Genomic DNA, 26758 nt, shown 5'->3' on the forward strand with positions numbered 1-26758 from the left:
AGGCGTTGCTCGAGGAACCATCGCTGGATCGCCGTCAACGGCGCCTCGCCCGTGACCATTCCCTGCTCGGCCAAGGTCCGCGCATCACGAAGGGTCGACGCCACCCCCGCGAGCTGGGCGATGCTCGGATGCTGGAACAACAGGCGCGGCGACAGCGAAATGCCCATTTGCTGGGCCCGCGAGACGACTTGAATCGTCAGAATGGAGTCGCCGCCGATCTCGAAAAAGTTCTCGTGAATGCCCACCCGAGGCAACCGGAGCACCGTGCTCCAGATCTCCGCGAGGCGCTCCTCGAGCATCGTTCGCGGCGCCTCGTAGACGGCATCCGTCTCGCCGTGCGCGGCATCCGGGGCCGGCAAGGCCTTGCGATCGACCTTTCCGTTCGCGGTGAGCGGCAGCGCATCCAGCGGGACGAACGTCGACGGAACCATGTACGCCGGCAAGGTCGCGCCCAGATGCTCCCGGAGCGTGCCCGACGAAAGGGTCGCACCTTCGTCCAGAACCACGTAGGCCACGATGCGCTGCTCGCCCTGGGTACCTCGCGCCACGACGACGCACGCCCGCACGTCCGCGTGCTCGCGGAGCGCCGCCTCGATCTCGCCCAACTCGATGCGGAAGCCTCGGATCTTCACCTGATGGTCGATGCGCCCGAGAAAGTCCAACTGCCCGTCCGAGAGCCATCGCGCGACGTCACCGGTGCGGTACATGCGGGCACCGCCCTCGAAGGGCACGAAGCGCTCCGCGGTGAGCGACGGTCGCGCCAGGTAGCCACGCGAAAGGCCCACACCGCCGATGTACAACTCACCGGGAACGCCCATGGGGGCCGTCGAGCCTTCGGCGTCGAGCACGTAGACCTGCGTATTGCCCACCGGCCCGCCGATGCTCGGCTTGCCCTGCGGTGCCACGGCGGCGTACGTGGAGTAGGTCGTGCTCTCGCTCGGGCCGTACAGGTTCAAGAGCCGGTCGACGTGCGGCCGCGCCAGAACACGGGCGGCCAGATCTTCCGAGAGCGGCTCGCCCGCGAGGTTCACCGTGGTCACCGACTCGGGGACGCCCCCCATCTCGAGCAACGCGGCCATGGCGGATGGCACGGTGTTGATCAGGGTCACCTGCGTCGCATGGGGAAGCTGCGGGAGATGCAGCGCATCGTTCGCGAGAATCGCGCGCCCGCCCCAACACAAGGGAACCACCAGCTCGAACACCGACAGGTCGAAGCAGATGGACGTCGCCGCCAAGACGCCGCAAAGCTCCTCGGGGCCGAAAACCTGTTTCGACCACGTTGCAAACGCAACGGCGCTGCGATGATGGATCATCACGCCCTTCGGGCGCCCCGTCGACCCCGAGGTGTAAATCACGTAGGCCACGTGATCCGCGCTCGCGCCGGGTTCGATCCTCTCGGCTTCTTCACCGGCATCCAGGCAAACGAGCTGCGCGCCGTGCTCGGACAAGCGCGGCAAGAGCGCCGGTTCGGTGACCACGACGGGGGCGCCCGTGTCCTCGAGCATGAACGCAACGCGCTCGCTCGGGTACGCGGGATCGAGCGGCACGTAGGCGCCACCCGCCTTCAAGATGCCGAACAACCCGATCACGAGCTCGAGCGAGCGTGACATGCACAACCCGACCAAGGTCTCGGGACCGACCCCGAGATCGCGGAGGCGACGGGCCAGCCGATTGGCGCGGCGGTCGAGCTCCCGGTACGTCAGCGAGCGGTCTTCGTAGACGGCCGCCACGGCATCGGGGGTCCGCATCGCCTGGGCCTCGAACATCGCGCCGATGGTGGCCTCGGGGTAGCGAACCTCGGTGTCGTTCCACGAGGCCAGCAGTGTGGTCCGCTCCGCATCCGTCAAGAGCGGCAGCTGGGCGATGCGCTCCTGGGGCGCCTTGGCGATGCCATCGAGCAGCACACCGAAGTTGGCAACCAGGCGCTCGATGGTCTCCGCGTCGAACAGATCGCGGTTGTAGACCAGCGCGCCGCGAAGCTCGCCGTCCGACTCCCCCATGGTCAGGGTCATGTCGAACTGCGCAACCTCCGTCTCCACGGTCACCGGCGACAGCTCCAGCCCGGGCAGCGACAGCGCGCGAAGCGGTGCGTTCTGGAGCACGAACATGACCTGGAAGAGCGGCGTACGGCTCGCATCGCGCGGCACACCGAGCGCCTCGACCAGTTTCTCGAAGGGCACGTCTTGGTGCGCATACGCGCCCAGGGCCGACTCCCGCACCCGAGCCAGGGCATCCGCGAAGCGCGGATTGTTCGACAGGTCGCTGCGCATCACCAGCGTGTTCACGAAGAAGCCGATGAGCGGCTCGATCTCGGCGCGATTCCGATTGGCCACCGGCGTACCCACGCTCACGTCCGTCGAGCCGCTGTAGCGCGCGAGAAGGACCTGGAACGCGGTCATCAAGGTCATGAACAGCGTCGCACCGCGTTCGCGGCCTACGCGGCGGAGCGCCTCTGTGAGCTCGGCGGGGACCCGCACCTCGCGGCTTGCACCGCGGTACGTCTGAATGGCCGGCCGCGGGCGGTCCGTCGGCAGCGCGAGGGCCGCCGCACCGGAGAGCTTCTCGCGCCAATAGGCGAGCTGCGCGTCGAGGGTGGCGCCCGCGAGCCAGCGCCGCTGCCACGCGGCAAAGTCCGCGTATTGAGTCCCCAGCTCGGGAAGCGGCGACGGCGTTTCTTCGGCCAGCGCCGCATACAGCGCACCGAGCTCCTGCACGAGGACCCCCATCGACCATGCGTCCGACACGATGTGGTGCATCGTCACGAGGAGCACGTGGTCGTCGTCGCCGAGGCGCAGCAGCCAGGTGCGGAGCAGCGGGCCGCCGGCCAGGTCGAACGGACGATTCGCGTCCTCCCGCATCCGGCGCCCGGCCTCGTGCTCTTTTTCCGCGAGCGACGAGAGATCCAGCACCGGGATGGTCCACGTGGCGGGGGCGTCGTGAATCGTCCGCCATGCCGCGCCATCTTTGGAGCCGAACGTCGTGCGCAACGTCTCGTGCCGGCGCACCAGCGCCGCGAACGCTCCCTCGAGCGCCGTGGTATCGAGCGCGCCGCGCAGTCGCAACGCCGCGGGCAGATTGTAGGAGGTGCCACCCGGCTCCAGTTGGTCCAAGAACCAAAGACGCTGCTCGGCGAACGACAGCGGCAGCGCGTCTCCGTCCCGCGGGAGTGCCTCGATCGGCGGGGTCACGGCGGTGCCCTCGCGCCGTGCATCTTCGAGCCGGGCGGCGAGCCCCACGACGGTCGGCGCCTCGAACAGAGCCCGCAAGGGAAGCTCGACACCGAAGGCCGCGCGCAGCCGCGAGACGAGCTGGGTCGCGAGAAGCGAATGACCACCGAGCTCGAAGAAATCGTCCCGCACCCCCACCCTGGCCTGGCGGAGCACGTCGGCGAAGATGCCCGCGAGCAACTCCTCCGCATCGGTCCGCGGTGCCTCGTACCGATCGCCTGCGGCACTGGGCGCGTCGGGGGCCGGCAACGCCTTCCGGTCGACCTTCCCGCTCGTATTCAGCGGCAACGCCTCCAACGGCACGAATGCCGTCGGAACCATGTACGCGGGCAATGTTGCATGCAGGTGTGCCCGCAGCGAATCCAGCGCGGCGCCCTCGTCGAGAACCACGTAGGCGACGAGCTGCTTCTCCCCCGGAGCATCTTCCCTTACCACGGCCACGCACGCGCGCACCTTGGGGTGCTCGCCCAACGCGGCTTCGATCTCACCGAGCTCGATGCGGAACCCGCGGATCTTGACCTGGTGATCCACCCGGCCGAGGAACTCGAGCTGCCCTTCGCCCAGCCACCGCACCAGATCGCCCGTTCGATACACGCGCGCCCCGGGGGCGTTTGCGAAGGGGTCGGCGACGAACTTCTCCGCGGACAGGTCGGGGCGGCCAAGGTAGCCGTGGGCGACGCCGTCGCCTCCGATCCAGAGCTCCCCGGCGACGCCCATCGCGGCGGGCTCGTTCTCCGCGTCCATCACGTACAGCGTGGTGTTGTCGATGCCGCGCCCGATGGGCACGAGACCGCGGGGCGCCTCGAGCCGCTCGACGGCCGACCAAATCGTCGTCTCCGTCGGACCGTACATGTTCCACAGGGAGGCGCTTCGCTCCGCCAAGTCGGCGGCGAGGGTCGGCGGCAACGCTTCACCACCGCAAAGAAGCTTCAAAGCGCTGGAGCCTGCCCACCCCGCATCGCGAAGCATGCGCCAGGTGGCCGGTGTCGCTTGCATGATGGTCGGCGCGCTCCGTTGCAAGTGCAGCGACAGCTGCTCCCCATCGGACGCGATGTCCCGTCCCGCGATCTCGACGCACGCACCCGCGATCAACGGGAGCCACAACTCGAGCCCCGCAATGTCGAACGACAGCGTGGTGACCGCGAGCAAGCGATCGCTGGATGCAATGCCCGGCCGCTTGGCCATGGCGCTCAGGAAATTCGTGAGCGCGCGGTGAGGAACCGCCACGCCCTTCGGGCGCCCGGTCGAACCCGACGTGTAGAGCACGTAGGCGAGGTCGTCGCCCGATACGCGGACGCCGAGCGGGCCCTCGTGCTTTCCGGCGATCGCCGCGCGGTCCGTGTCGAGGCACACGACGGTATCCGGCCGCAGCGACACCTTCGCCAGCAGCCGCTCCTCCGTCACCAGGACCGACACCTGCGCGTCGGCCAGGACGAGCTCCGTGCGCGATGGCGGATGGCCCGGGTCCAGCGGCACGTACGCCGCCCCCGTCTTGGCGATGCCCAAGAGCGCGACGAGCATCTCCGCACGGCGCTCCAGGAGCAGCCCCACCAGCACGCCACGACCGACACCGAGCGCGCGCAGGGCGTGCGCCAATTGATTGGACCGTCGGTCAAGTTCGCCGTACGTGAGGTGCCCGTCCTCGAAGACCGCGGCCACCGCGTCGGGCGTTCGCCACGCCTGTGTGGTGACCAACTCGTACACGGGCGCTTCGGGGTAAGCCGCCGTCGTGTCGTTCCATGCCTCCAGCACCGTGTGCCGCTCGGCGTCGGTGAGCATGGGCAATTCGCCGATTCGGCCGCTCGTGGATGCCGCAGGCGCCATTCCCTCGAGCAGCGTGCACCAGTGGCCAAGGAGGCGCTCCACGGAGCCGCGATCGAACTGCGCGGCGTCGTAGAGGATCTTCAACTCGAGCGCGCGTCCAGGGAAGGCGAAGGCCGTCAGGCCGTAGTTCGTCTGCTCCGCGGCCTGAACGTCGCGGATGCGAAGCATGTTCGAGGGGCTCCCCTGTTCGCCCATCGGGAAATTCTCAAAGACCACGATGGTGTCGAACAGCGCCTGCCCGCGAGGCACCTCGCTCCACGCCTGGACATCGACCAGCGGGCTGTACTCGAACTGCCGCGTTTCGACCTGCTGCTCCTGCAGCTCGCGCAGCCAAGGGAAGAGTGGCCGCTCCAGGCTCACCTGCGTGCGCATGGGGAGCGTGTTGATGAACAAGCCGACCATCGACTCCACGCCCGGGAGCTCCGCCGGCCGGCCCGAGACGGTGGCGCCGAACACGACGTCCTTCTCACCGCTGTAGCGATGGAGAAGGACCGCCCACGCCCCCTGGACGAGGGTGTTCAAGGTCAGGTGGTGCTTGCGTGCAACCGCATCGAGGGCCGCCGTCGCCGCATCGGACAGCTTCACCTGCGCTTCGCGCGCTCCATCGCCCTCCGCCCCGGCGCGAAGACGCAACGGGGTCGGCGCCGAGAAGCCGCGAAGTTTCTCGCGCCAGAAGGCCTCCGCCTTGGCGAGATCCTGGCGCGCGAGCCACGCCACGTAGTCACGGTAAGGACGGCCTTGCCGCGGCGAGCTCGGGGGCACCTCGTCGGAGAGTCGTTCGTAGCTTTCGAAGACGTCCTTGAAGAAAACCGGTGAGCTCCAACCATCGCTGATCAGATGGTGCGTGGTGAGCACGAGGCGATACGCTTCGTCGCCGATTCGACCGAGCCAAAGCCGCATCAGCGGTGCCTTGGCCAGGTCGAAGCCGCGCCGTCGATCCTCGACGAGGTACGCCTCGAGGCGATGGGCCTGCGCCTCGCTCGTCCACCCGCGAAGGTCCTCGACGTCGATGCCGAGCACCGCGTCGCGATGAACGACCTGCACCGCCTCGGCGAGCCCCTCCCAATGGAAGGACGTCCGCAACGTGGTGTGCCGCGCCGCGGTCCTCTGCCACGCGCGCTCCAGCCGCTCGACATCGAGCGCGCCTTCGATGATGCAACTCAGCTGCACGACGTACACGCCGGAGTGCGCTTCGCGCAAGGTGTGAAAGAGCATCCCCTGCTGGAGGGGCGCCAGGCGGTACACGTCCTCGACGTCGCGGAGTTCGGCCACGAGCGCGTCGAGCTCCGCCTGCGGGAGCTCGGTCAGCGACGCATCCGAGGGCTGCGCGTCCTCGTGCGCAGGGGATGCCACGTTCGCGAGCTGCGCGATCGTCGGGTGCTGGAACAGAAGGCGCGGCGTGAGCGCAACGCCCATCTGCCGGGCCCGCGAAACCACTTGAATGGTGAGGATCGAATCGCCGCCGATGGCGAAGAAGTTCTCGTGGATGCCCACGCGCGGCAGCCGCAGCACGTTGCTCCAGATGTCGGCGAGCTGCTCTTCGAGCGGGGTTCGCGGCGCTTCGTATTCCGTATCGGCCTGCGGTGCATCGGGGGCGGGCAGCGCCTTGCGATCCACCTTCCCGTTCGGGGTCAGTGGCAGCGCGGGGAGCGCAACGAAGGCCCACGGCACCATGTACGCGGGAAGCTTCGACTTCAGGTGCTCCCGAAGCTCCGGCACCGACAGCTCGGTCCCCTCCTCCGCCACCACGTACGCCACGAGGCGCTTGTCGCCGTGCCCGTTCGTCCCCGCGTGCCGGGCGGTCACCACCACGTCGCGAACGGCATCGTGCTGCTCGAGGGCCGCCTCGATCTCGCCCAGTTCGATGCGGAAGCCCCGCACTTTCACTTGATGGTCGACACGACCCAAAAACTCGAGGTCCCCGCTCACCAGCCAGCGCGCCACGTCGCCGGTTTTGTACAGACGTGCACCGCCCTGCGCGAAGGGATCCGGCACGAAGCTCTCCGCCGTGCGGCGCGCGTCGTTCAAGTACCCACGGCCTACGCCGGCGCCGCCGACGTAGAGCTCACCATTGACGCCGATGGGCGCCGGTTGATGATGCCCATCGAGAACGTAAAGCCCGGTGTTCTGAATCGGCCGCCCGATCGGCGTATGCACGACGGCCGCGTCCAGCGGTGCCTCGATGGCGTAATGCGTGACGTCGTCCGAGCACTCCGTCGGCCCGTAGGCGTTCATCAAGGGGATCTCGGGATAGATGCGCAGCCATTTGCGGCACAACTCCGGGGCCAGCGCTTCGCCGGTCACCAGGAGCCATCGCAACGACGGCAGGGAGGGAACCTCACCGCGGGCTTCGATGTCGTCGAGGGCCGCACGGAGCAGCGACGGAACCACCTCCAGGATGGTCACCCCGCAGGAGAAAACCTCCTCGAAAAGCCTGCGCGGATCGTGCGCGACTTCGTCCGGCACGACGTGCACCCGACCGCCCACCACGAGGGCCGACAGGTACTGCCACACGGAGATGTCGAAGCATTGGGACGCCGTCTGGGCCACCACATCGCCGGGCGTGAGCCGCAGATCGGCCACCTTGGCATCGAGGTGGTTCAGCATTCCGCGCTGCTCCACCATGGCGCCCTTGGGGACGCCGGTGGAGCCGGAGGTGTAGATCACGTACGCCATCTGGCCCGGGCCGCGGGGGCGGGTCGCCGGCGTCGTGCCCATCGTCGAGCCGGCTCGCTGCAGGGCCTCGAGAGCAACGACCTTCACCTCGGGCGAAAGCGTTTCCGCGGCCACGGAATCGCCGCTGCCCGCCGTTATCACCCATCGAGCGCCGCTTCGCGCCACTACATCGGCGATGCGCTCGGCGGGGTGCTCGGGATCCAGCGGAAGGTACGCACCGCCGGCCTTCCACACGGCGAGCATCGCGGTCAAAAACTCCGGACCGCGGGCCATCGAGAGGGCCACCACCGATTCCGCGCCGACCCCGTCGCTCCGGAGCGCGCGCGCCACGTCGTCGGCGCGGCCGTTCAGCTCGCGGTACGTGAGCTGCTGCTCGCCGAGCACCACGGCCAGCGCGTCCGGCGCCCGCGCGACTTGCTCCTCGAAGGTCTCCACGAAGCTCGCATGCGGTCGCGCCTCGATGTCCGTCTCGTTCCACTCGCGCAGAACCCGCTGGCGCTCCCAGTCGGGCATCAGGGAAAGCTCGCCGATCGGCCGGGCCGGGTGCGCGGCGACGGCCTGCAGGAGCACCTCGAAGTGCGCGCCCATGCGCGCGACCGTCGCCGAATCGAACAGGTCGGCGTTGTACTCGAGGATCCCGTGAAGGCCTTCCGCCCCCTCGTTCAACGCCAAGGTCAGATCGAACTTCGCCACGTCCGACTCCGTCGGCACGGGCGTGAGCTCGAGCCCTGGCAACTCGAGGGCTCGGACCGGTGTATTCTGCAACACGAACATCACTTGGAACAGCGGCGTGCGGCTCAAATCGCGCTCGGAGCCCACCGCTTCCACCACGCGCTCGAACGGCACGTCCTGGTGGGCATAGGCCTCGAGCGCACCATCGCGAACCCGCGCAAGGAGTGCCTCGAAGGTCGGATCCCCGGAGAGATCGCCCCGCATCACCAGCGTGTTGACGAAGAATCCAATGAGCGGCTCGACCTCGGCGCGCGTGCGGTTCGCCACGGGCGTTCCGACGCTGACGTCCGCCTGGCCGCTGTAGCGGCCGAGCAGAACCTGGAAGGCCGCCAACAAGGTCATGAACAGGGTAGCGCCATTCTGCCGGCCAAGACGCTCGAGCGACGCCGTCAGCTCCACGGGGATCTTCACCGGGAGCACGCCGCCGCGGTACGTCTGCTCCGCCGGCCGAGGGCGATCCGTTGGCAATTCCAACGTCGATGCACCCGCTATGCGATTGCGCCAGTAGTCGAGCTGCAACTCCAACACGGTCCCCGAAAGCCATTGGCGCTGCCAAACGGCGAAGTCGGCGTATTGCAGGGCGAGCTCCGGCAACGGCGAGGGCTTGCCTTGGGCGAAGGCGGCGTACAACGCGGCCACCTCGTGGACGAGAACGCCCATCGACCAGCCGTCGGAAACGATGTGGTGCATCGTGACCAGCAGCACGTGGTCTTCGGCGGAAAGGCGCAGCAGTTTGGCCCGGAGGAGTGGGCCCTCGCCGAGATCGAACGGGCGACGCGCCTCGTCGGCCACCATGCTCTCCCAGCCCGGGGCGGCGGGGATCACCGGCATCTCGAAGGTGGGCGCCGCCGGCTGAATCCGGCGCACGGCGTTGCCGTCCTCCGTTCGGAAGGTGGTGCGCAACGTCTCATGGCGCCGCACCAACTCGGCGAACACGCGCTCGAGCACCGCAGCGTCGAGCGCGCCGCGGAGCCGGAGGGCCGACGGCAGATTGTAGGATGCGTTGCCCGGCTCCAGTTGGTCCAAGAACCAAAGGCGCTGCTCGGCGAACGACAACGGAAGCCGTTCGTCGCGCGGCACCGGATCCATCGGCGGGGCGCTGTTCGCGTCGCCCGCTTGCCGGGCCGCGGCGATGACATGCGCGAGGGCGACAACCGTGGGCGCCTCGAACAGCGTGCGCAGGCCGACGTCGACGCCAAATGTCGCACGAAGGCGCGTGATCACCTGCGTGGCGAGCAACGAGTGCCCGCCCAGCGCGAAAAAGTCGTCGTTCACGCCGACGCGCGGAAGGCGCAGCACTTCGGCCAGGATCCCGGCCACCAACGACTCCACGTCGGTTCGCGGCGCCTCGTACGCGGACGGCGAGGCCACGTGTTCGGCTTCGGGCGCGGGCAACGCCTTGCGGTCGACCTTGCCGTTCGCGTTCAGCGGCAAGGCCTCGAGCCGCACGAAGGCTGCCGGCACCATGTACGCGGGCAATCGAGCCTGTGCGTGCTCACGCAGGGCGGATGCCGTGAATTCCGCATCGGCGACCACGTAGGCGACGAGGCTCTTGTTCCCTGCGTCCTCGCGCACGACGACGACACTGGTCTGCACGGAGGGGTGCTCGCCGAGCACCGCCTCGATCTCGCCCAGCTCGATGCGGAAACCTCGAATCTTCACCTGCTGGTCGATGCGCCCCAGGTAGTCCAGACCGCCACCCGGCGACCACCGCACGAGATCCCCCGTCTTGTACAGGCGGGCCCCCGGCCGTTCGCCCGCACCGAACGGATCGGGGACGAAGCGCTCCACCGTCAGCTCGGGTCGGTGCAAGTAGCCGCGCGCCAGACCGGCGCCGCCGACATACAGCTCGCCGGGCACGCCCACCGGAACGAGCTGACCATCCGCCGCGAGGACGTAGGCCTGCAAGTCGGGAATGGGAATGCCAATCACGCTGGACCCCGCCCCGTCGAGATCGGCCCGGGACAGCGGCCGATAGGTGACGTGAACCGTGGTCTCGGTGATGCCGTACATGTTGACGAGCTGCGGCTGCTCGTCGCCGTGTCGCTCGAACCATGGCCGCAGGCTCGGAATATCCAGCGCTTCGCCACCGAAGATGACCGAGCGAAGTGCGAAGCTTCCCGGTGTCGACACGGCGTCGGCGGCCATGAGCTGCTGGAACGCGGACGGCGTCTGATTGAGCACCGTCACGCGCTCACGGCCGAGGAGGCGGTGGAACGCCTCCGGCGACCGGCTCACCTCGAAGGGCACCACCACCAGGCGCCCGCCGTAGAGCAGCGCGCCCCAGATCTCCCAGACGGAGAAGTCGAACGCGTACGAGTGGAACATGGTCCAGACATCGCGCGCGTCGAAGTGGAACCACGCATCGGTGGCACCGAAGAGGCGGGTGACGTTGCCGTGCGTGACCGGAGAACCTTTGGGCGTGCCCGTCGACCCCGAGGTGTAGATGACGTACGTCAGGCTGTCCGGGGTGGTCCCGCTGACCGGGTTGGCGTCGCTCTCGCCGGCGATCGACGGCCAATCCGCATCGAGCCGAAGGAGCTGCGCCGTCCCCTCGGCGAGCGAGGCGCGGTCGGACTCCCGCGTGACGATCACCTGGGGACGGGCGTCGCGGGCCATGCGCTCGAGGCGCTCCTTGGGGTACGACGGGTCGAGCGGCACGTAGGCTCCGCCCGCCTTCGAGATCCCCAGAAGGCCGACCACCAGCTCCAGCGACCGCTCGACGCTCAGGCCGACGAGGACGTCCGGCCCCACGCCCATCGCCCGAAGGCGGTGTGCGAGCCGGTTGGCGCGCCGGTTCAATTCGCCGTACGTGATTTGGTCGTCCCCGAAGACGGCCGCCACGGCATCGGGTGTCGCGCGAACCCGCGCCTCGAACAGCTCGTGCAAGCACTCCGGTCGCGCGTGGTCCTGGACCTGGTCCCTCCCCTTCGAGAGGGCATGCCGCTCCGGACGCGTGAGCATCGATACCTCGCCCACGAGGCGACGCGGCTCGGCCGCCATGCCGTCGAGCAAGGTGCTCAGATGCTGCAAGAGCCGCTCGACGGCCTCGCCTTCGAACCGCGCTGTGTCGAAGGCGATCTTCAACGAGAGGCGGCGGCCAGGGGCAACGACCACGGTCAGCGGATAATTGGTTCGATCGGCTCCGCGAACGTCGGTGATGCGCAGGTCCGCGTCGGTGCGGAACGTCTCGTCGAGCGGATAGTTTTCGAAGACCACGATGGTATCGAACAGCGACTGCCCGCGTGGCACGTCGCTCCAGCCCTGCACGTCGACCAGCGAGCTGTATTCGTATTGCGAAGTTTCGATCTGTGCATCCTGCAGTTGTCGCAGGAAGTCCAGAAGGAGCGCACCCTCGGAGACCTTGGCCCGCACGGGGAGCGTGTTGATGAACAGGCCCACCATGGTGGGCGCCCCCTCGAGGTCCGTCGGCCGGCCCGAAAGTGTGGCGCCGAACACGATGTCGTTCTCGCCGCTGTAGCGGCTCACCAGGATCGCCCACGCCCCCTGCACCAGCGTGTTCAAGGTGAGTCCGTGCTCGCGCGCGCGGTCGCCGAGGAGCCGGGTCAGCTCCGTCGACAGATGCAGCACGAGCTCGCGGCCTCCCCGCTCGGTCGAGCCCGCGGGTCGTTCGATGCGCAGCGCCGTGGGCGCCGAAAAGCCGCGAAGGCGTTCTCGCCAAAAGGACTGCGCGCGCTGCGCATCCTGACGCGCGAGCCACGCCACGTAATCCCGATACGGGACGACGCGCGCCTCGGAGGGCCGCTCGCCCGCGCGGAGGCGCGCATAGGCGTCGAAGACGTCCTTGAAGACGAGCGGCAGGCTCCAGCCGTCGGCGATGATGTGGTGAAGCGTGACGGTGAGCTCGTGACGCGTCTCCGCCGTTCGCACGAGTCGAATCCGCACCGCGGGCGCGGCGGTGAGGTCGAAGCCGCGCGACACTTCCTCCTGTTCGAACGGGATTCGTGCCCCGCGGTGAACGACCTGCACCGGCTCTTCGAGGCCGTCCCAATGGAAGGACGAGCGCAGGATGGTGTGCGTGTCGGCCGCGTGCTGCCAGGCGCGCTCGAACACCGCGCGATCCAGGGCGCCCTCGATCGTGCAATGGAGTTGCACGAGATAGACGCCGGAGTCCGGCTCCCGCAGTGTATGGAAGAGCATTCCCTGCTGGACGGGCGTAAGCCGGTACACGTCCTCCACGGAGCGCCATCCGCCGGATTGCGCGAGCAGCCGATCCAGCGCCGCGGACTCCAGCCGGGCGAGTGGGAAGTCCGACGGCGTGAAGCCGCCCGCCTCGGGCGAAAGGCAATGCGCGATGAGCGCGCGCAGATGGCCCGCGAATGCCGCCGCCTGCGCGGCCACCGTTTCGCGCACGTGGGCGCCGAGGGCGAACGTCCAATCGAAGGAGAGACGCCCCTCGGCCACGATGCCCGTGATGTCCAGCACGTGCGCGCGACGGCCGCTCGGATCGTGCGCGGGCGATGCATCAGAGGCCAGGCGGAACGACGCCCCCTGCCCTGCGTCCACCTGACCCAGATAATTGAAACTGACCTCGGCGGCCGGCAACCCGGCGAGCTTGGCCTCACCCCGCAGGTACCGGAGGAGACCGTACGCGACGCCCCGCTTCGGGATGGCGCGAAGTTGCTCTTTGATGGACGTGAGGGCCATGCCCTGGTCCAACTTCAGGACCACCGGATACAGCGCGGTGAACCACCCCACGGTGCGGGAAAGGTCCACGCCGTCGAGCAGATCTTCGCGGCCGTGGCCCTCGAGATCGACCAACACTGCGGGCGCAGAGGTCCACTCGCCCAGGGTCCGTGCAAGCGCCGTGAGGAGCACGTCGTTGATCTGCGTGCGGTAAACCTGCGGTACGCGCTTGAGAAGCGCGTCGGTCTCCTCGGCGGTCAGCGCCACGTGCACGGTCTCGGCATGGGCCACCGTGTTCTCGACCCCCGAACCATCGCGCGGCAACGCTCGAACCTTTTGCCAAGGTTGCTCGAGCCAATACGCGAGATCGCCGTCCAGCTCCGCGGACCGTGCATAGGCCGCGAGCTGCTCGGCCCAACGCTTGAACGACGTCGTCTTGGGAGGCAACGCCACGGCCTGGCCCGAAAGGAGCTGGCGCACGGCGGACTGCAAATCCTCGAGCAGGATGCGCCACGAGACACCATCGATGACCAGGTGGTGCACCACCAGGAGCAGCCGAGCGCCCTCGTCGCGATCGAGCCAGACGGCGCGCATCAACGGCCCGCGTGCCAGATCGAGGCTCGCGTGCGCCGACTGTGGGTCGACCCGTTCGAGGCTCACGGCGTGGTCCGTTTCGGCATGGCGCTGCCGCCACTGCCCGTCCTCCCATGTAAACCGCAGCCGCAACGCATCGTGGTGCTGGACCACGGCGCGCAGAGCATTCTCCACGGTCGCAAGGTCGAGCAAGCGATCGACCTCGAGCATCACCGATTGATTGAAATGGTGAGGCGACGGCAATTCCTGCTCGAAGAACCATCGCTGGATGGGCGTCAGCAGCGCCTCGCCCGTCACCGGCCCCTGCTCGGCACGAACCGACGGGGCATCGCTCGAGGCCACCGCCGCGAGTCCGGCGACGGTCGGATTTTGGAACAGGAGCTTCGGCGAAAGGTGCAACCCCGCCTGCTTCGCCTTGGCGACGATCTGGATGGTGAGGATCGAGTCGCCTCCCACCTCGAAGAAGTCGTCGTGAATGCCCACCTTCGTGAGCCCGAGCACCTGCGCCCAGATCTCGGCGAGCACGGTTTCGGCCTTCGTCCGCGGCGCTTCGAAGGCCGCGCCACCGGTCATCCGTGCCGCGTCCGGCGCAGGCAGCGCGTTGCGGGCGACCTTGCCGTTTGGACTCAAGGGCAGCTCTTCGAGCTCGACGAAGGCCGCTGGCACCATGTACGCGGGCAACCGCGCCTCGAGGTGCTCGCGCAGTGCGCTCACGGAAAGCGATGCGCCCGGCTGCGCGACGACGTAGGCAACGAGCTGCTTTCGTCCGGGACTATCCTCGCGGGCGATCACCACGTTGGCTTGCAGCGATGGATGCTCACCGAGCACCGCGTCGATCTCGCCCAACTCGATGCGGAAGCCGCGGATCTTCACCTGATGGTCGACGCGCCCGAGAAACTCGATGCGCCCGTCGGCCAAGTACCGCGCCAGATCGCCCACGCGGTACAACCGCGATCCGCCCTCGGCGGCGTGCGGATTGGGCACGAAGCGCTCCGCGGTGAGCTCGGGTCGATTCAGGTACCCTCGCGCGAGGCCATCACCGCCCGCATAGACTTCGCCGGGGGCGCTGATGGGCACGGGCTCCAGGCTTTCATCCAGCAGGTACGTCCGCGTGTCGTCGATGGGCCGCCCAATCGGCACGCGCGGGCCTTCCGTATCCGCGTGGTCGAGGTCCGTCGACGTCGTGAACGTCGTGTTTTCCGTCGGGCCGTAGACGTGGAGCAAGCGCACCGAGGGCAGCTTCTCCTTCACCGTTCGCATGGCCCCCGGCGAGGCACTTTCACCACCGGTGAGCAGCTTCGCCAGGCCCGCCAGATCGGCCGGACGCTGCTCCACGAGCTGGTTGAACAGGGCGGTGGTCAGGAACGTCGTCGTCACACCGTAACGGCTGAAAACGTCCCCGAGCTCGTCGATCGACAGGAGGCCGGGCGGGGCGACGACGACGCGCGCCCCCTGCAGGAGGGCGCTCCAGATCTCGAACGTCGAGGCATCGAACGCCAGGGGCGCGGCGTGCAGCAGCACGTCCTCCGGCTCGATGCGAACGTACGTTCGAGCCATGGCCAAACGCACGATCGCGCGGTGCGGGATGCACACGCCCTTCGGCCGCCCCGTCGACCCCGACGTGAACATGACGTAGGCGGCGTTGTCCGCAACGACGTCGATCGGCAGGTTGGTTTCCGGCTGGTCGTCGAGATCCGCGTTGGGATCCAGCATCGCACCGAGCGGTGCTTCCTCGAGCATCAAGCGAATGCGCTCGGCCGGATACTCCGGATCCAGCGGCAGGTACACGCCGCCCGCCTTCAAGATGGCGAGCACACCGACGACCATTTCGAGCGAGCGCTCCACGGAGAGGCCGACCAACGTCTCCGGCCCGACGCCCTGCGCTCGGAGGTGGTGCGCCAGCCGATTGGCGCGTCGATTCAGTTCGCGGTAACTCAGTTGCGCCTCGCCGAAGACGACCGCCACGGCATCCGGCGTTCGCGCGGCCTGCGCTTCGAACAATTCGTGCACGCGGGCCTGGCGCGGGTACGCGGTCGCCGTCGCATTCCACGTATCGAGCACCGTGGTGCGCTCCGCCGCCGTGAGGAGCGCGAGCTCGGAGACGGGACGCTCGGGGGAACGCGCGATGGCGTCCAGGAGCGTGCCGAGGTTGGCCACCATCCGCGCGATGGTTTCGGCATCGAACAGATCGCGGTTGTATTCCAGGCCACCGCGAAGCTCGCCGTCCTCCTCGGCCAGCATCAAGGTGAGGTCGAACTTGGCAATGTCCGACTCCACGGCCATCGGGGACAGCTCGAGCCCGGGCAGCGAGAGCTCGCGCATCGGCGCGTTCTGCAGCGCAAACATCACCTGAAAGAGCGGTGTGCGGCTCGGATCGCGCTCCACGCCGAGGGCTTCCACGAGCTTCTCGAACGGTACGTCCTGATGGGCGTAGGCGGCGAGCGCCGTGTCTCGCACGCGCTTCAAGGCGTCGACGAAGCGTGGGTCGCCGGAGAGATCGCTCCGCAACACCAGCGTGTTCACGAAGAAGCCAATCAACGGCTCGACTTCCGCGCGATTCCGATTGGCCACCGGTGTGCCCACGCAGACGTTGCCCGCGCGGGCGTAGCGCGACAGGAGCACCTGGAAGGCGGCCATCAACGTCATGAACAACGTCGCGCCTTGCTCGCGGCCCACGCGGTGAAGCGCCGTGGTGAGCTCCGCGGAGAGCACCACGCGCTGGGTGGCGCCGCGGTAGGTCTGCACGGGAGGACGCGGGCGGTCCGTCGGGAGCTCGAGCGGGGCGGCACCAGCCAAGTGCGCGCGCCAGTAGGCGAGCTGCGCTTCGAGGGTGTCCCCGGAGAGCCACGTTCGCTGCCACACGGCGAAGTCGGCGTATTGGATCGGCGGCTCCGGCAGCGGCGACGGCCGGCCCTGCGTGAACGCCGTGTAGAGCGCCCCCACTTCGTCGACGAGGACGCCCATCGACCAGCCGTCCGATACGATGTGGTGCATCGTCACGAGGAGAACGTGCTCGCGCGCGGACTGCCGCAGCAGCGTCATGCGCAAGAGCGGGCCGGTCGCGAGATCGAACGGGCGACGGGCCTCGTCACGGGCCTGCGCATCCACGTCGTGGGCGGGAATCACCGGGATGGCCCACCGATCCATGGGCGGATGCACCGCGCGCGAGGCCTTGCCTTCGAGGGTGACGAAGGTGGTGCGCAGGGTCTCGTGGCGGCGCGCCACCTCGGCGAGGGCGCGCTCCAGCGCAGCGTGATCGAGCTCGCCGTCGAGGCGAAGCGCGGCGGCGATGTTGTACGCACTCCCGCCCGGTTCCAGGCTGTCCAAGAACCACAATCGCTGCTCGGCAAACGAGAGCGCCAAGCCCTCCGACTGCGGTGGGATCGGCTCGGCGTGGGCTCGCTGCGCGGAGGCGATGAGCGCGGCCAGGCCGAGGACGGTCGGCTCCTCGAAGAGGCTTCGAATGGGCAGTTCGACGCGGAAGGTCGTGCGGAGCCGCGAAATGATCTGCGTTGCCAGGAGCGAGTGCGCCCCCAAGGCGAAAAAGTCGTCGCGCAGCCCGACGCGGGGCACCTTCAACACATCGGCCACGATGGAGGCCACCAGGGCCTCGACGTCCGTCCGCGGCGCCTCGTAGCCGGTGGAGATCTCTCGGGCCTCGGGCGCAGGCAGGGCTTTGCGATCGACCTTGCCGTTCGCGTTGAGCGGCCACGCTTCGAGCTGCACGAATGCAGCTGGGACCATGTAGCCGGGCAATTTTGCACGCAGGTATTCTTGCAGCACCGCCGCGGAGAGCTCGCCCTCGCCCACCACGTAGGCCACCAGGCGCTTCTCTCCTCCGTCTTCGCGCGCCAGCACCACGCTCGATTGCACTGCGCCGTGCCCCTCCAGCACCGACGCGATCTCCCTTGGCTCGATCCGGAATCCCCGGATCTTCACCTGGTGGTCCACCCGCCCAAGGAACTCGATTCGACCGTCTTCCAGGTGCCGCGCCAGGTCCCCTACCCGGTACAGCCGTCCTTCCCCGTACGGGTTCGCGATGAACCGATCCGCCGTCAGCTCAGGTCGGCCTAGATAGCCGCGGGCGAGCCCGTCGCCTGCGGCATACACCTCGCCCACCGCCCCTGCTGGCACCGGCTCCAGGTTCGCGTCCAGCAGGTACACCTGCGTGTTGTCAATCGGCCGCCCGATCGGAACCGTCGCCCCCAGAACCTCCTCATCGACGGGCCAGCAGCACGTGAACGTCGTGTTCTCGGTCGGCCCGTACCCGTTGATGATCTGGCAATCCGGCAAGGCCTCTCGGGCACGTCGCACGTGCGTGACCGAAAGGGCATCGCCACCCGCCAACAACGCGCGCACACCCCGCAGCCGCTCCACACCGTCGTCCACCATTTGATGAAACAGCGGCGCCGTCAGCCACATCACCGTCACGCCGTGACGATTCACCACCGCCCCCAGCTCCTCCAGAGACAGCGCTCCCGGCGGTGCCATCGCCACGCGCGCGCCTTGCAGCAGCCCGCTCCACACCTCGAACGTCGAGGCATCGAACGACACCGGCGCGTACTGCAGAAGCACGTCCCCGGGCGCGATCCGAACGTAATTGCGCGCCGTCGCCAAGCGAACCACCGCGCGGTGCGGAATCGTCACCCCCTTCGGACGCCCCGTCGAACCGGACGTGAACATCACGTACGCCGCATTCTCCGCCCCCACCGCCATCGGCAGGTTCGTCTCCGGCTGCCCCGCCAAGTCGATCTGGGCGTCCACCATCGCACCCAGCGGCGCTTCCTCCCGCATCAACCGAATCCGCTCCGCCGGGTACTCCGGATCCAGCGGCACGTACGCGCCTCCCGCCTTCAGAATCCCCAGCAGCCCCACCAGCATCGCCGGCGAGCGCTCCACCGACAGCCCCACCAACGTCTCCGGACTGACCCCCTGCGCGCGAAGGTGGTGCGCCAGGCGATTCGCCCGCCGATTCAACTCCCCAAACGTGAGCTGCTCATCCTCGAACACCACGGCCACCGCGTCCGGCGTCCGCGCGGCCTGCGCCTCGAACAACCCGTGCACCGTCGCGTGTCGCGCGTACTCCGTCGTCGTCGCGTTCCACGTCTCCAGCACCCGCCGCCGCTCGGCGCCGTCCAACAGCGAGAGCTCGCCGATGGTCGCATCGGGGTTTGCGGCCATCTGCTCCAACAGGTTGCACCAATGGCGTGCGAGCGCTTCGGCGTCGGCGCGCTCGTAGCGACCCGCGTCGTACGCGATGCGCAAGGCCAAGTGCTGACCGGGCAGCACCGGCAGCACCATGGCCGTCAGCCCGTAGTTGGTCTGCTCGAATCCGCGAACGTCACGAATGCGGCGATGGCCACCCGCGAGCGCCTCCTCGATGGGATAATTCTCGAACACGAGCAACGTGTCGAACAGCGGCTGTCCGCGCGGCACATCGCTCACACTTTGGATCTCGGGCAGCGATGCGTACGCGTGATGCTGCGCGTCCGCCTGAAGCTTCTGCAACTGCTCGAGCCATCCCGCGAGCGGCCGCTCGTCTTCGACCCGAAGCCGCACGGGCAGCGTGTTGATGAAGAGGCCCACCATGGCCGCGGCATCGTCCAGATCCGCGGGCCGTCCCGCCACGGTGGTCCCGAAGACCACGTCGCCGTCGCCGCTGTACCGATGCAGAAGGATGCCCCACGCTCCCTGCACGAGCGTATTCAGCGTGAGGCGATGCTTGCGCGCCATCGCGTCGAGCGCGACCTTCGTCGCGCGCGGCAGTGCAAGCTCGATCTCCGCGTTGCCGCGCGCCCCGGTCGTGCGCGCGATGCGGAGCGAGGTGGGCTCCGTGAAGCCATGCAACGCCTCGCGCCAGAAGGTCCTCGCGGCGTCGCCATCCTGCCGCGCGAGCCAGTCGATGTAATCGCGGTAAGGACGGCTTGGTTCGCGGCGCGCTTCCCGGCCCTCGCGCAGCGCTTCGTACTCCTCGAAGACATGCTGAACGAGGATGGGCATGCTCCAGCCATCCGCCAACACATGGTGGAAGCTGAGCACCACCTCGTGCTCCGCCTCGAAACGCGCCACGCGCACGCGCAGCAACGGCGCCTCCGTGAGCACGAACCCAGCGGCGCGATCCTCGGCGAGGTACTTCGCAAGCCGCTCGGCGCGCGCGGCATCGTCGAGGCCCCGCAGGTCTTCCGTCACGAACGGCAAGGCCACGTGCCGGTGCACGACCTGCAACGGCTCTTCGAGTCCCTCCCAATGGAACGACGTGCGCAACGTCGCGTGCTGCGCGAGCACGCGCTGCCAGGCTCGTTCGAAGATGGAGGTCTCCAGCGGCCCGTCCACGAGGAACCGAAGCTGCTCGAAGTACACGCCAGAATGCGGCTCCCGCAGCGTGTGGACCAGCATGCCCTGCTGCATGGGCGCGAGGCGGTAGACATCCTCGACGTCTCGGCCGGTCCCCACGAGCCCATCGAGTGCGCCCTGCCCGATGCGGGCAAGCGGAACGTCCGAGGGCGTGAGGCCGCCCGCCTCGGGGAGCAAGGCATGCGCAATCAGCGCGCGCAGATGCGCCATGAAGCGCTCGGCCTGCGCCGCCACCGATTCACGTCGATGCGCATTCGCGCTGAAGGTCCACTCGACGCGGAGCTGCCCGCCGGAGACCATCCCGTCGATCTCCAAGAGATATGCGCGCGTCCCCCGCGGATCGCGCGCGCCCTGATGCGACTCGCCTGCAAGGCGCCAGGAGGCACCGAACGCCGCATCCACCTGCCCGAGGTAGTTGAAGCTCACGTCGGAGGCGGGCAGCTTGGCCAGCGCTCGCGCGCTCTCGCCTTCGTCCTCGCGCAGGTAGCGCAAGATGCCATAACCGATTCCGCGATTCGGAATCGCTCGTAGCTGCTCCTTGATCGACTTCAGCTCCGTGCCGCGGTCCGCGGTGCCGTTCGTCTCCAGCACGACGGGATGCAGCGCGGTGAACCATCCCACCGTGCGCGAAAGGTCCACCCCGTCGAAGAGCTCCTCGCGACCGTGGGCTTCCAGGTCGATGCGTACCGCCCCCGCGCCCGTCCACTCCGACAATGTGCGGGCCAGCGCGGTGAGGAGCACGTCGTTGATCTGCGTGCGGTATGCCTGCGGTACGCGGTGAAGCAGCGCCTCGGTCTCCGACGACGACAGCGTGACACGCACCACCTCGGCCGACGCGCCCGTATTCTCCCCCTGCTCGTGGTCGCGCGGAAGCCGGTGCGCCTTCTCCCAGGGCCGGTGGAGCCAGTACGCGAGTTCGCCCTCGAGGTCCGGCGATTGCGCCCGGCCTGCGACTTTCTCCGACCACTGCTTGAACGAGGTCGTCTTCGGGGGCAGCGACTCGCCCGCGAGGGCGCGCTCGATGTCCTCGAGAAGGATGCGCCACGACACGCCATCGATGACCAGGTGGTGCGCCGCAATGAACAACCTTCCAGCGTCGCGCCCACCCTCGAACCACACGGCGCGCAAAAGCGGGCCGTTGGCGAGGTCCATGGCGGCGTGTTCCTCCGATATGCGCGCCTCGACGGCGGCCGGTGTCGCCCCCGAGACGTGATGAAACGCCACGAGGGGACCGTCTTCCGCGTGCCGCTGGGTCCATGTGCCGTCCGCACCGCGTGTGAAACGCAGCCTCAGGGCATCGTGGTGGCGCGCGACGATCTCGAACGCGCGCTCGAGCGCAGCTGCGTCCAGCGCCGCGGGGGTCTCCAGAAGCACCGCCTGATTCCAATGCTGGGGCGCGGGCCACGGCTGCTCGAAGAACCACCGTTGAATCGCGGTGAGCGGCGCATCACCGGTGACGGTGCCCTGCTCCGCCAGGGTCGACTCGACGCGCGCATGCGCCACCTTGGCGAGCTGCGCGATGGTCGGATTTTGGAACAACGACCGCGGCGAAATGGACAACCCCGCGCGACTTGCCCGCGAAACGACCTGGATGGTCAGAATCGAATCGCCGCCGGCCTCGAAGAAATTGTCATGCACCCCCACGCGCGGCAGCCGAAGAACGTGGCCCCATATCTCCGCGAGCTGGGCCTCCGCCGCGGTTCGCGGCGCCACGTACGCCCCGTCCACCGTGAACCGACTCGCATCCGGGGGCGGCAACGCCTTGCGATCGACCTTCCCATTGGCCGTCAGCGGCAAGGCTTCGAGTGCCACGAAGGCCGATGGCACCATGTACGCCGGCAAGGCCGCGCGAATGTGCTCACGCAGGGTGGCCGGAGAAACGTCCGCGCCGAGCTCGCTCACCACATAGGCGATCACACGTTGCTCGTCGGGCGTGTCTTTCCGCGCCACGACCACGCACGCACGCACCGAGGCGTGCTCGCGCAGCCTCGCTTCGATCTCGCCCAGCTCGATGCGAAAGCCGCGAATCTTGACTTGATGATCGGCGCGACCGAGAAAATCGAGCTCTCCGTCCGGCAGCCATCGAACCACGTCGCCCGTGCGGTACACGCGCGCTCCGTGAGAAAATGGCGACGGAACGAAGCGCTCCGCGGAAAGTTCGGGCCGTGCCAGATACCCACGCGAAAGCCCCACGCCTCCGATGTACAGCTCCCCCGGCACACCCGCCGGCACAGGGGCACCGTCGGCGTTCAGCACGTAGACCTGCGTATTGCCCACCGGCACACCGATGGTCGGCTTTCCACGCCCCACCGCCGCATACGTGGAGTAGGTGGTGCTCTCGCTGGGCCCGTACAGGTTCAAGAGGCGCCCGACGTGCGGACGCGCGAGAATCTTCGCCGCGAGATCCTCGGAGAGCGGCTCGCCGGCCAAGTTCACCGTGGTCACCGAGGCGGGGAGCGCCCCCATCTCGAGCAACGCGGCCATCGCCGACGGGACCGTGTTCACCAACGTCACGTCCGCGGCATGCGGGAGCTCTGGCAAGGCGAGTGCGTCGTTGGCCAGGATGACCCGACCGCCCCAGCACAATGGCACGATCAATTCGAACACGGACAGGTCGAAGCAAATCGACGTCGCCCCGAGAACGCCCCGAAATTCCTCGGAACTAAATGTCTTTTGCGACCATGATGCAAATGCTACTGCACTGCGATGCGGGATCATCACCCCCTTGGGGCGACCGGTGGATCCCGACGTATAGATCACGTACGCCACATGATCGGGCTTCGCGGCCGCGGCAACGTTCGCCTCGGCTCGTTCGTAGTCGTCCAGGCAGACGAGATGCGTCCCGTGCTCCGAAAGCTGCGGCACCAGCGCCGTCTCGGTCACCACGATGGGCGCGCCGGTATCCCGGAGCATGAAGCCCACGCGCTCGGCGGGGTAGCTCGGATCGAGCGGCACGTACGCGCTGCCCGCTTTTAGAATGCCGAATAGTCCGACCATCAAATCGAGCGAACGCGAGATGCAAAGCCCCACCAACGTCTCGGGCCCGGCGCCGAGGCCGTGCAGGTGGGACGCGAGCCGGCTCGCGCGACGATCGAGCTCGCGGTAGGTCAGATGCTGCTCGCCGAAGGTCACCGCCATCGCGTCGGGCGTACGCGCGACCTGCGCGGCGAACAAATCGTGAAGGCACGCGTCCGGCGGGTAATCGAGCGCCGTGCGATTGCGCTCCACGAGCAACTCGTGCGCTTCGGCATCGGTGAGCAGCGGCAACGCGGATACCGCCCGCTCGGGATCGGCCACGATCCCATGGAGCAGGCGCTGAAAACGCGCGGCGAGGCGCTCCATGCTGCCCGCCTCGAACAAGTCGGTGTTGTACTGGAGCGAGGCGCGGAGCGCGCCATCCGCCTCCGCCATGGTCAAGGTGACGTCGAACTGCGCGACCCGCTCGGGCAACGCGACCGAGGTCACCTCCAGGTCGCCGAGCCGAGCACGCGCCGGGGTATCCGGCAGCGCGAACGCCGCCAGGCTCTCGGCGCGGTGTGACTTCTGGAACACGAACATCGCCTGAAAGAGCGGCGAGCGCGCGGGATCGCGCACGGGCTGCAGGCGGGAAGCCAGAAGGGAGAACGGGTAATCCTGGTGATCGAGAGCCCCGAGCACCGCACGCCCGACGCGCTCGAGCGCCTTGGCGAACGACGGATCGTCGGCGAAGTTCGCGCGGACCACCACGGGGTTCACGAAATAGCCGACCACCGATTCGAACTCGCCACGTGTACGCCCCGCCACCGGCGAGCCCACGAGGATGTCGTCCTGCCCCGTCATGCGGTGGAGCAGCACCTCGAACGCCGTCAGAAGCAGCGCGTAGAGCGTCACGCCGCGCGCACGTGCGAGCGCGGCGAGACCCTGCGTCAGCGCTTCGCTCAGCGCGAACGCATGCGACGAACCGCGGAAGGTCTGCAGCGCCGGCCGCGATCGATCCAGCGGGAGATCGAGTGGCGGCAGCTCGCCGGCGAGTTCGTCGCGCCAATATGCCCAGTGCCGATCGCCTGCTTCCTCGGAGAGCACCTTGCTCTGCCAACCGACGAAGTCGGCGTAATCGAACTCGGGCTGCGCGATCAGGGACAACGCGGAAACATCGCCCCGCGCGAGCTTCCCGTAGATCTCCCCGAGGTCCTCGGCCAGCAGCACATACGACGCCAAGTCCACGGCGATGTGGTGAACGACCAGGAGCAGCGTGTACTGCCCGTGCGGTCGCGAAACGAGAACGCCCCGCGCCACGGGACCGTGCTCCAAGTCGAAGGGGCGGTGCACTTCATCGGCCAGGCGCCCGGCCAGTGCGGCGGCGTCGAGGGAGCTTCCATCGACGAGCTCCAGCGCCTGCCCCACATCCGCGTGCACGCGCTGAAACGGTTCGCCATCGCGCTCGCCGTACGTCGTGCGCAGTGCGCTATGCCGCTCGAGGAGCTTGCGCCATGCCTCGCCCAGGGCGGCCACGTCGAGCGGCGAGACGATCTGCACCGCCGCCGCCACGTTGTAGGCGGTGCTCTCGGGGGCGAGGCGATTCAGGAACCACAACGCACGCTGCCCGTACGAAAGCGGCCCCTCGACCTTCGCATCGTTCGCGTCTCGCGCCCCGCGGAGCACGCGAGGTCCGGATGCCGCGCCTGCGCGCAGAGACTCCGACACGTGCTCGCCCAGGTCCCGGAGGCTCGTGTCCCCGAAGAACCGGCCCAGGGGAAGCTCGACACCGAGATCGCGTTCGACGCGGTTGCGAAGCTCGACGGCCATCAGCGAATCGAGACCGAGCGAGCCAATGTGCTCGTCGATGCGAAGCTCCGCATGGGGCTCGCGCAAAATCTCGGCGACTTGCTGCAGCAGATACGACTCGAGATCGTGCTCGGCCGTCTCGAAGCGAACGATGCGCGCAGCGGTGAGGCGCTCCTCGAGGAAGGCCGCCCGGCACGCCCTGCGCTGAATCTTGCCGCTCGTGGTCTTGTAGATCGAACCTGGCTGGATGAGCGCCACTGCGAAGGCATCCACCTCGTGGGTCTGCGCCACCTCGCGCCGGACGATCGCCGCCACCTCGTCGAGATCCGCGCCCTGGCGCACGTCCACTTCTTGGACGATGACCAGGCGCTCCTGCCCTTCCGCGTTCACGGAGAAGGCGGCCGTGCATCCGGGCCTCACGGCGGGATGGCACCGGCCGACCGTTGCCTCGATGTCCTGCGGATAATGATTGCGTCCGCGGATGATGATGAGGTCTTTCAGCCGGCCGGTGACGAACAGCTCCCCGTCCCGCACGAACCCGAAGTCACCCGTTCGCAAGAACGGCCCCGCGCCGTCCGAGAGGTGCGCATCGAAGATCTCGGCCGTGATATCCGGCTTGTTCCAGTAGCCTCCGGTCACGCTCGGGCCACGCGCCCAAATCTCGCCGACCGTCCCCTCCGCGCGCACGGTCTTCGATTCCGGCTCGACGATGAGGAACTCGTGCTCGGGCAGCATCCTGCCGCAGCCCACCAACGTGCGTGCGCCGGGCGCCTTGGGGTCCTTGGAGACCGCCCGATTCTGCTCGAGCTCCGTCGCGTCGACGCCGCACACGATGGGATCGACCTCGGGATGGCAACCGGAAACGATGAGCGTCCCCTCGGCGAGCCCGTAGCATGGGGTGAAGCATTGCCAGCGGAAACCCGCCGGCCCGAAGGCCTCGACGAAGCGCTCCAGCGTCTCCGCCCGCACCGGCTCCGCGCCGGAAAAGGCCACGTCCCAGCGGCGAAGATCGAGCGCCGCCCGCTCCTCCGCCGTGCTCTTGCGCACGCACAGGTCGTAGGCGAAGTTCGGGGCTCCGCTCAGGGTAACTTGGTATTCCGAAATGGCCTGCAGCCAGCGCATGGGCCGCTGCAAAAACGCGAACGGCGACATGAGCACGGCGGGGTAGCCGTCTGCGACGGGGTGCAAAATACCGCCGATGAGCCCCATATCGTGGTACGGCGGCAACCAGATGACGGTGGATGTCTCCGATCCGGTTTGGAAGGCGTGCGAGATCGCCCGGAAATTGTGCAGCAGATTCTCGTGGCGCACCATGACGCCCTTCGGCTGCCCCGTCGATCCCGACGTGTACTGCAGAAACGCCAGCGATGACCCCTCGATGGCTGGTCTACGCCACGCGTCTTCGCTCCCCGCTTCGATGGCATCGGTGGCCACCCATCGAAGGCGCTCCAAGCTCGGCGTCTGCGCGAAGAACGCGCCCGCCATATCGCGGATCATCGACGTGGTGAGGACCACGGTGGCGCCGGCGTCCTCGATGATGCCCATGAGCGGCCCCAAGGTCCGCTCGAGGCGTGCCGGATTGGGCGGATATGCGGGAACCGCGATGATTCCCGCGTAGAGCGCCCCGAAGAAACCCGCGATGTAATCGAGTCCCGGCGGGTAGAGCAGCACGGCCCGTTCACCCGCGCGCGCAATCTCCTGCAGGGAGGCGGCAATGCGCCTCGCCTGCACGTCCAATTGCGCGTACGTCATCGTATGCGCGGCGCCTTCGTCCAAGAATCGGTAAAGAAGCCGATCCGGCCCCTCCGAAGCGCGAAATTCCAGCAAATCGATGAGCGTTACAATCCGCGAGGGAATCGTCATGCGCGAATCTCTTTTTGTGCGTTGAAACGAGATTATGTCGCTGCCACGAATTCGAGCCGTCCGGTGCCCTTCAGCGT

At 68.1% G+C, this 26758-nt stretch carries 1 protein-coding gene (cut by a window edge); it reads right to left on the reverse strand.

Annotated features, from left to right (window positions below):
- On the reverse strand, window positions 1-26681 hold the 5' portion of the coding sequence (locus LVJ94_32470) for a non-ribosomal peptide synthase/polyketide synthase (protein WXB01623.1). 10687 nt of this gene lie to the left of the window's left edge; 26681 of the gene's 37368 nt are visible here — the first part of the coding sequence; it begins with the start codon at window positions 26679-26681; its stop codon lies off the left edge, out of view.
- Window positions 26682-26758: the final 77 nt, after the last annotated feature.

The sequence above is a fragment of the Sorangiineae bacterium MSr11367 genome, assembly GCA_037157805.1.
GTDB classification, from domain to species: domain Bacteria; phylum Myxococcota_A; class Polyangia; order Polyangiales; family Polyangiaceae; genus Pendulispora; species Pendulispora rubella.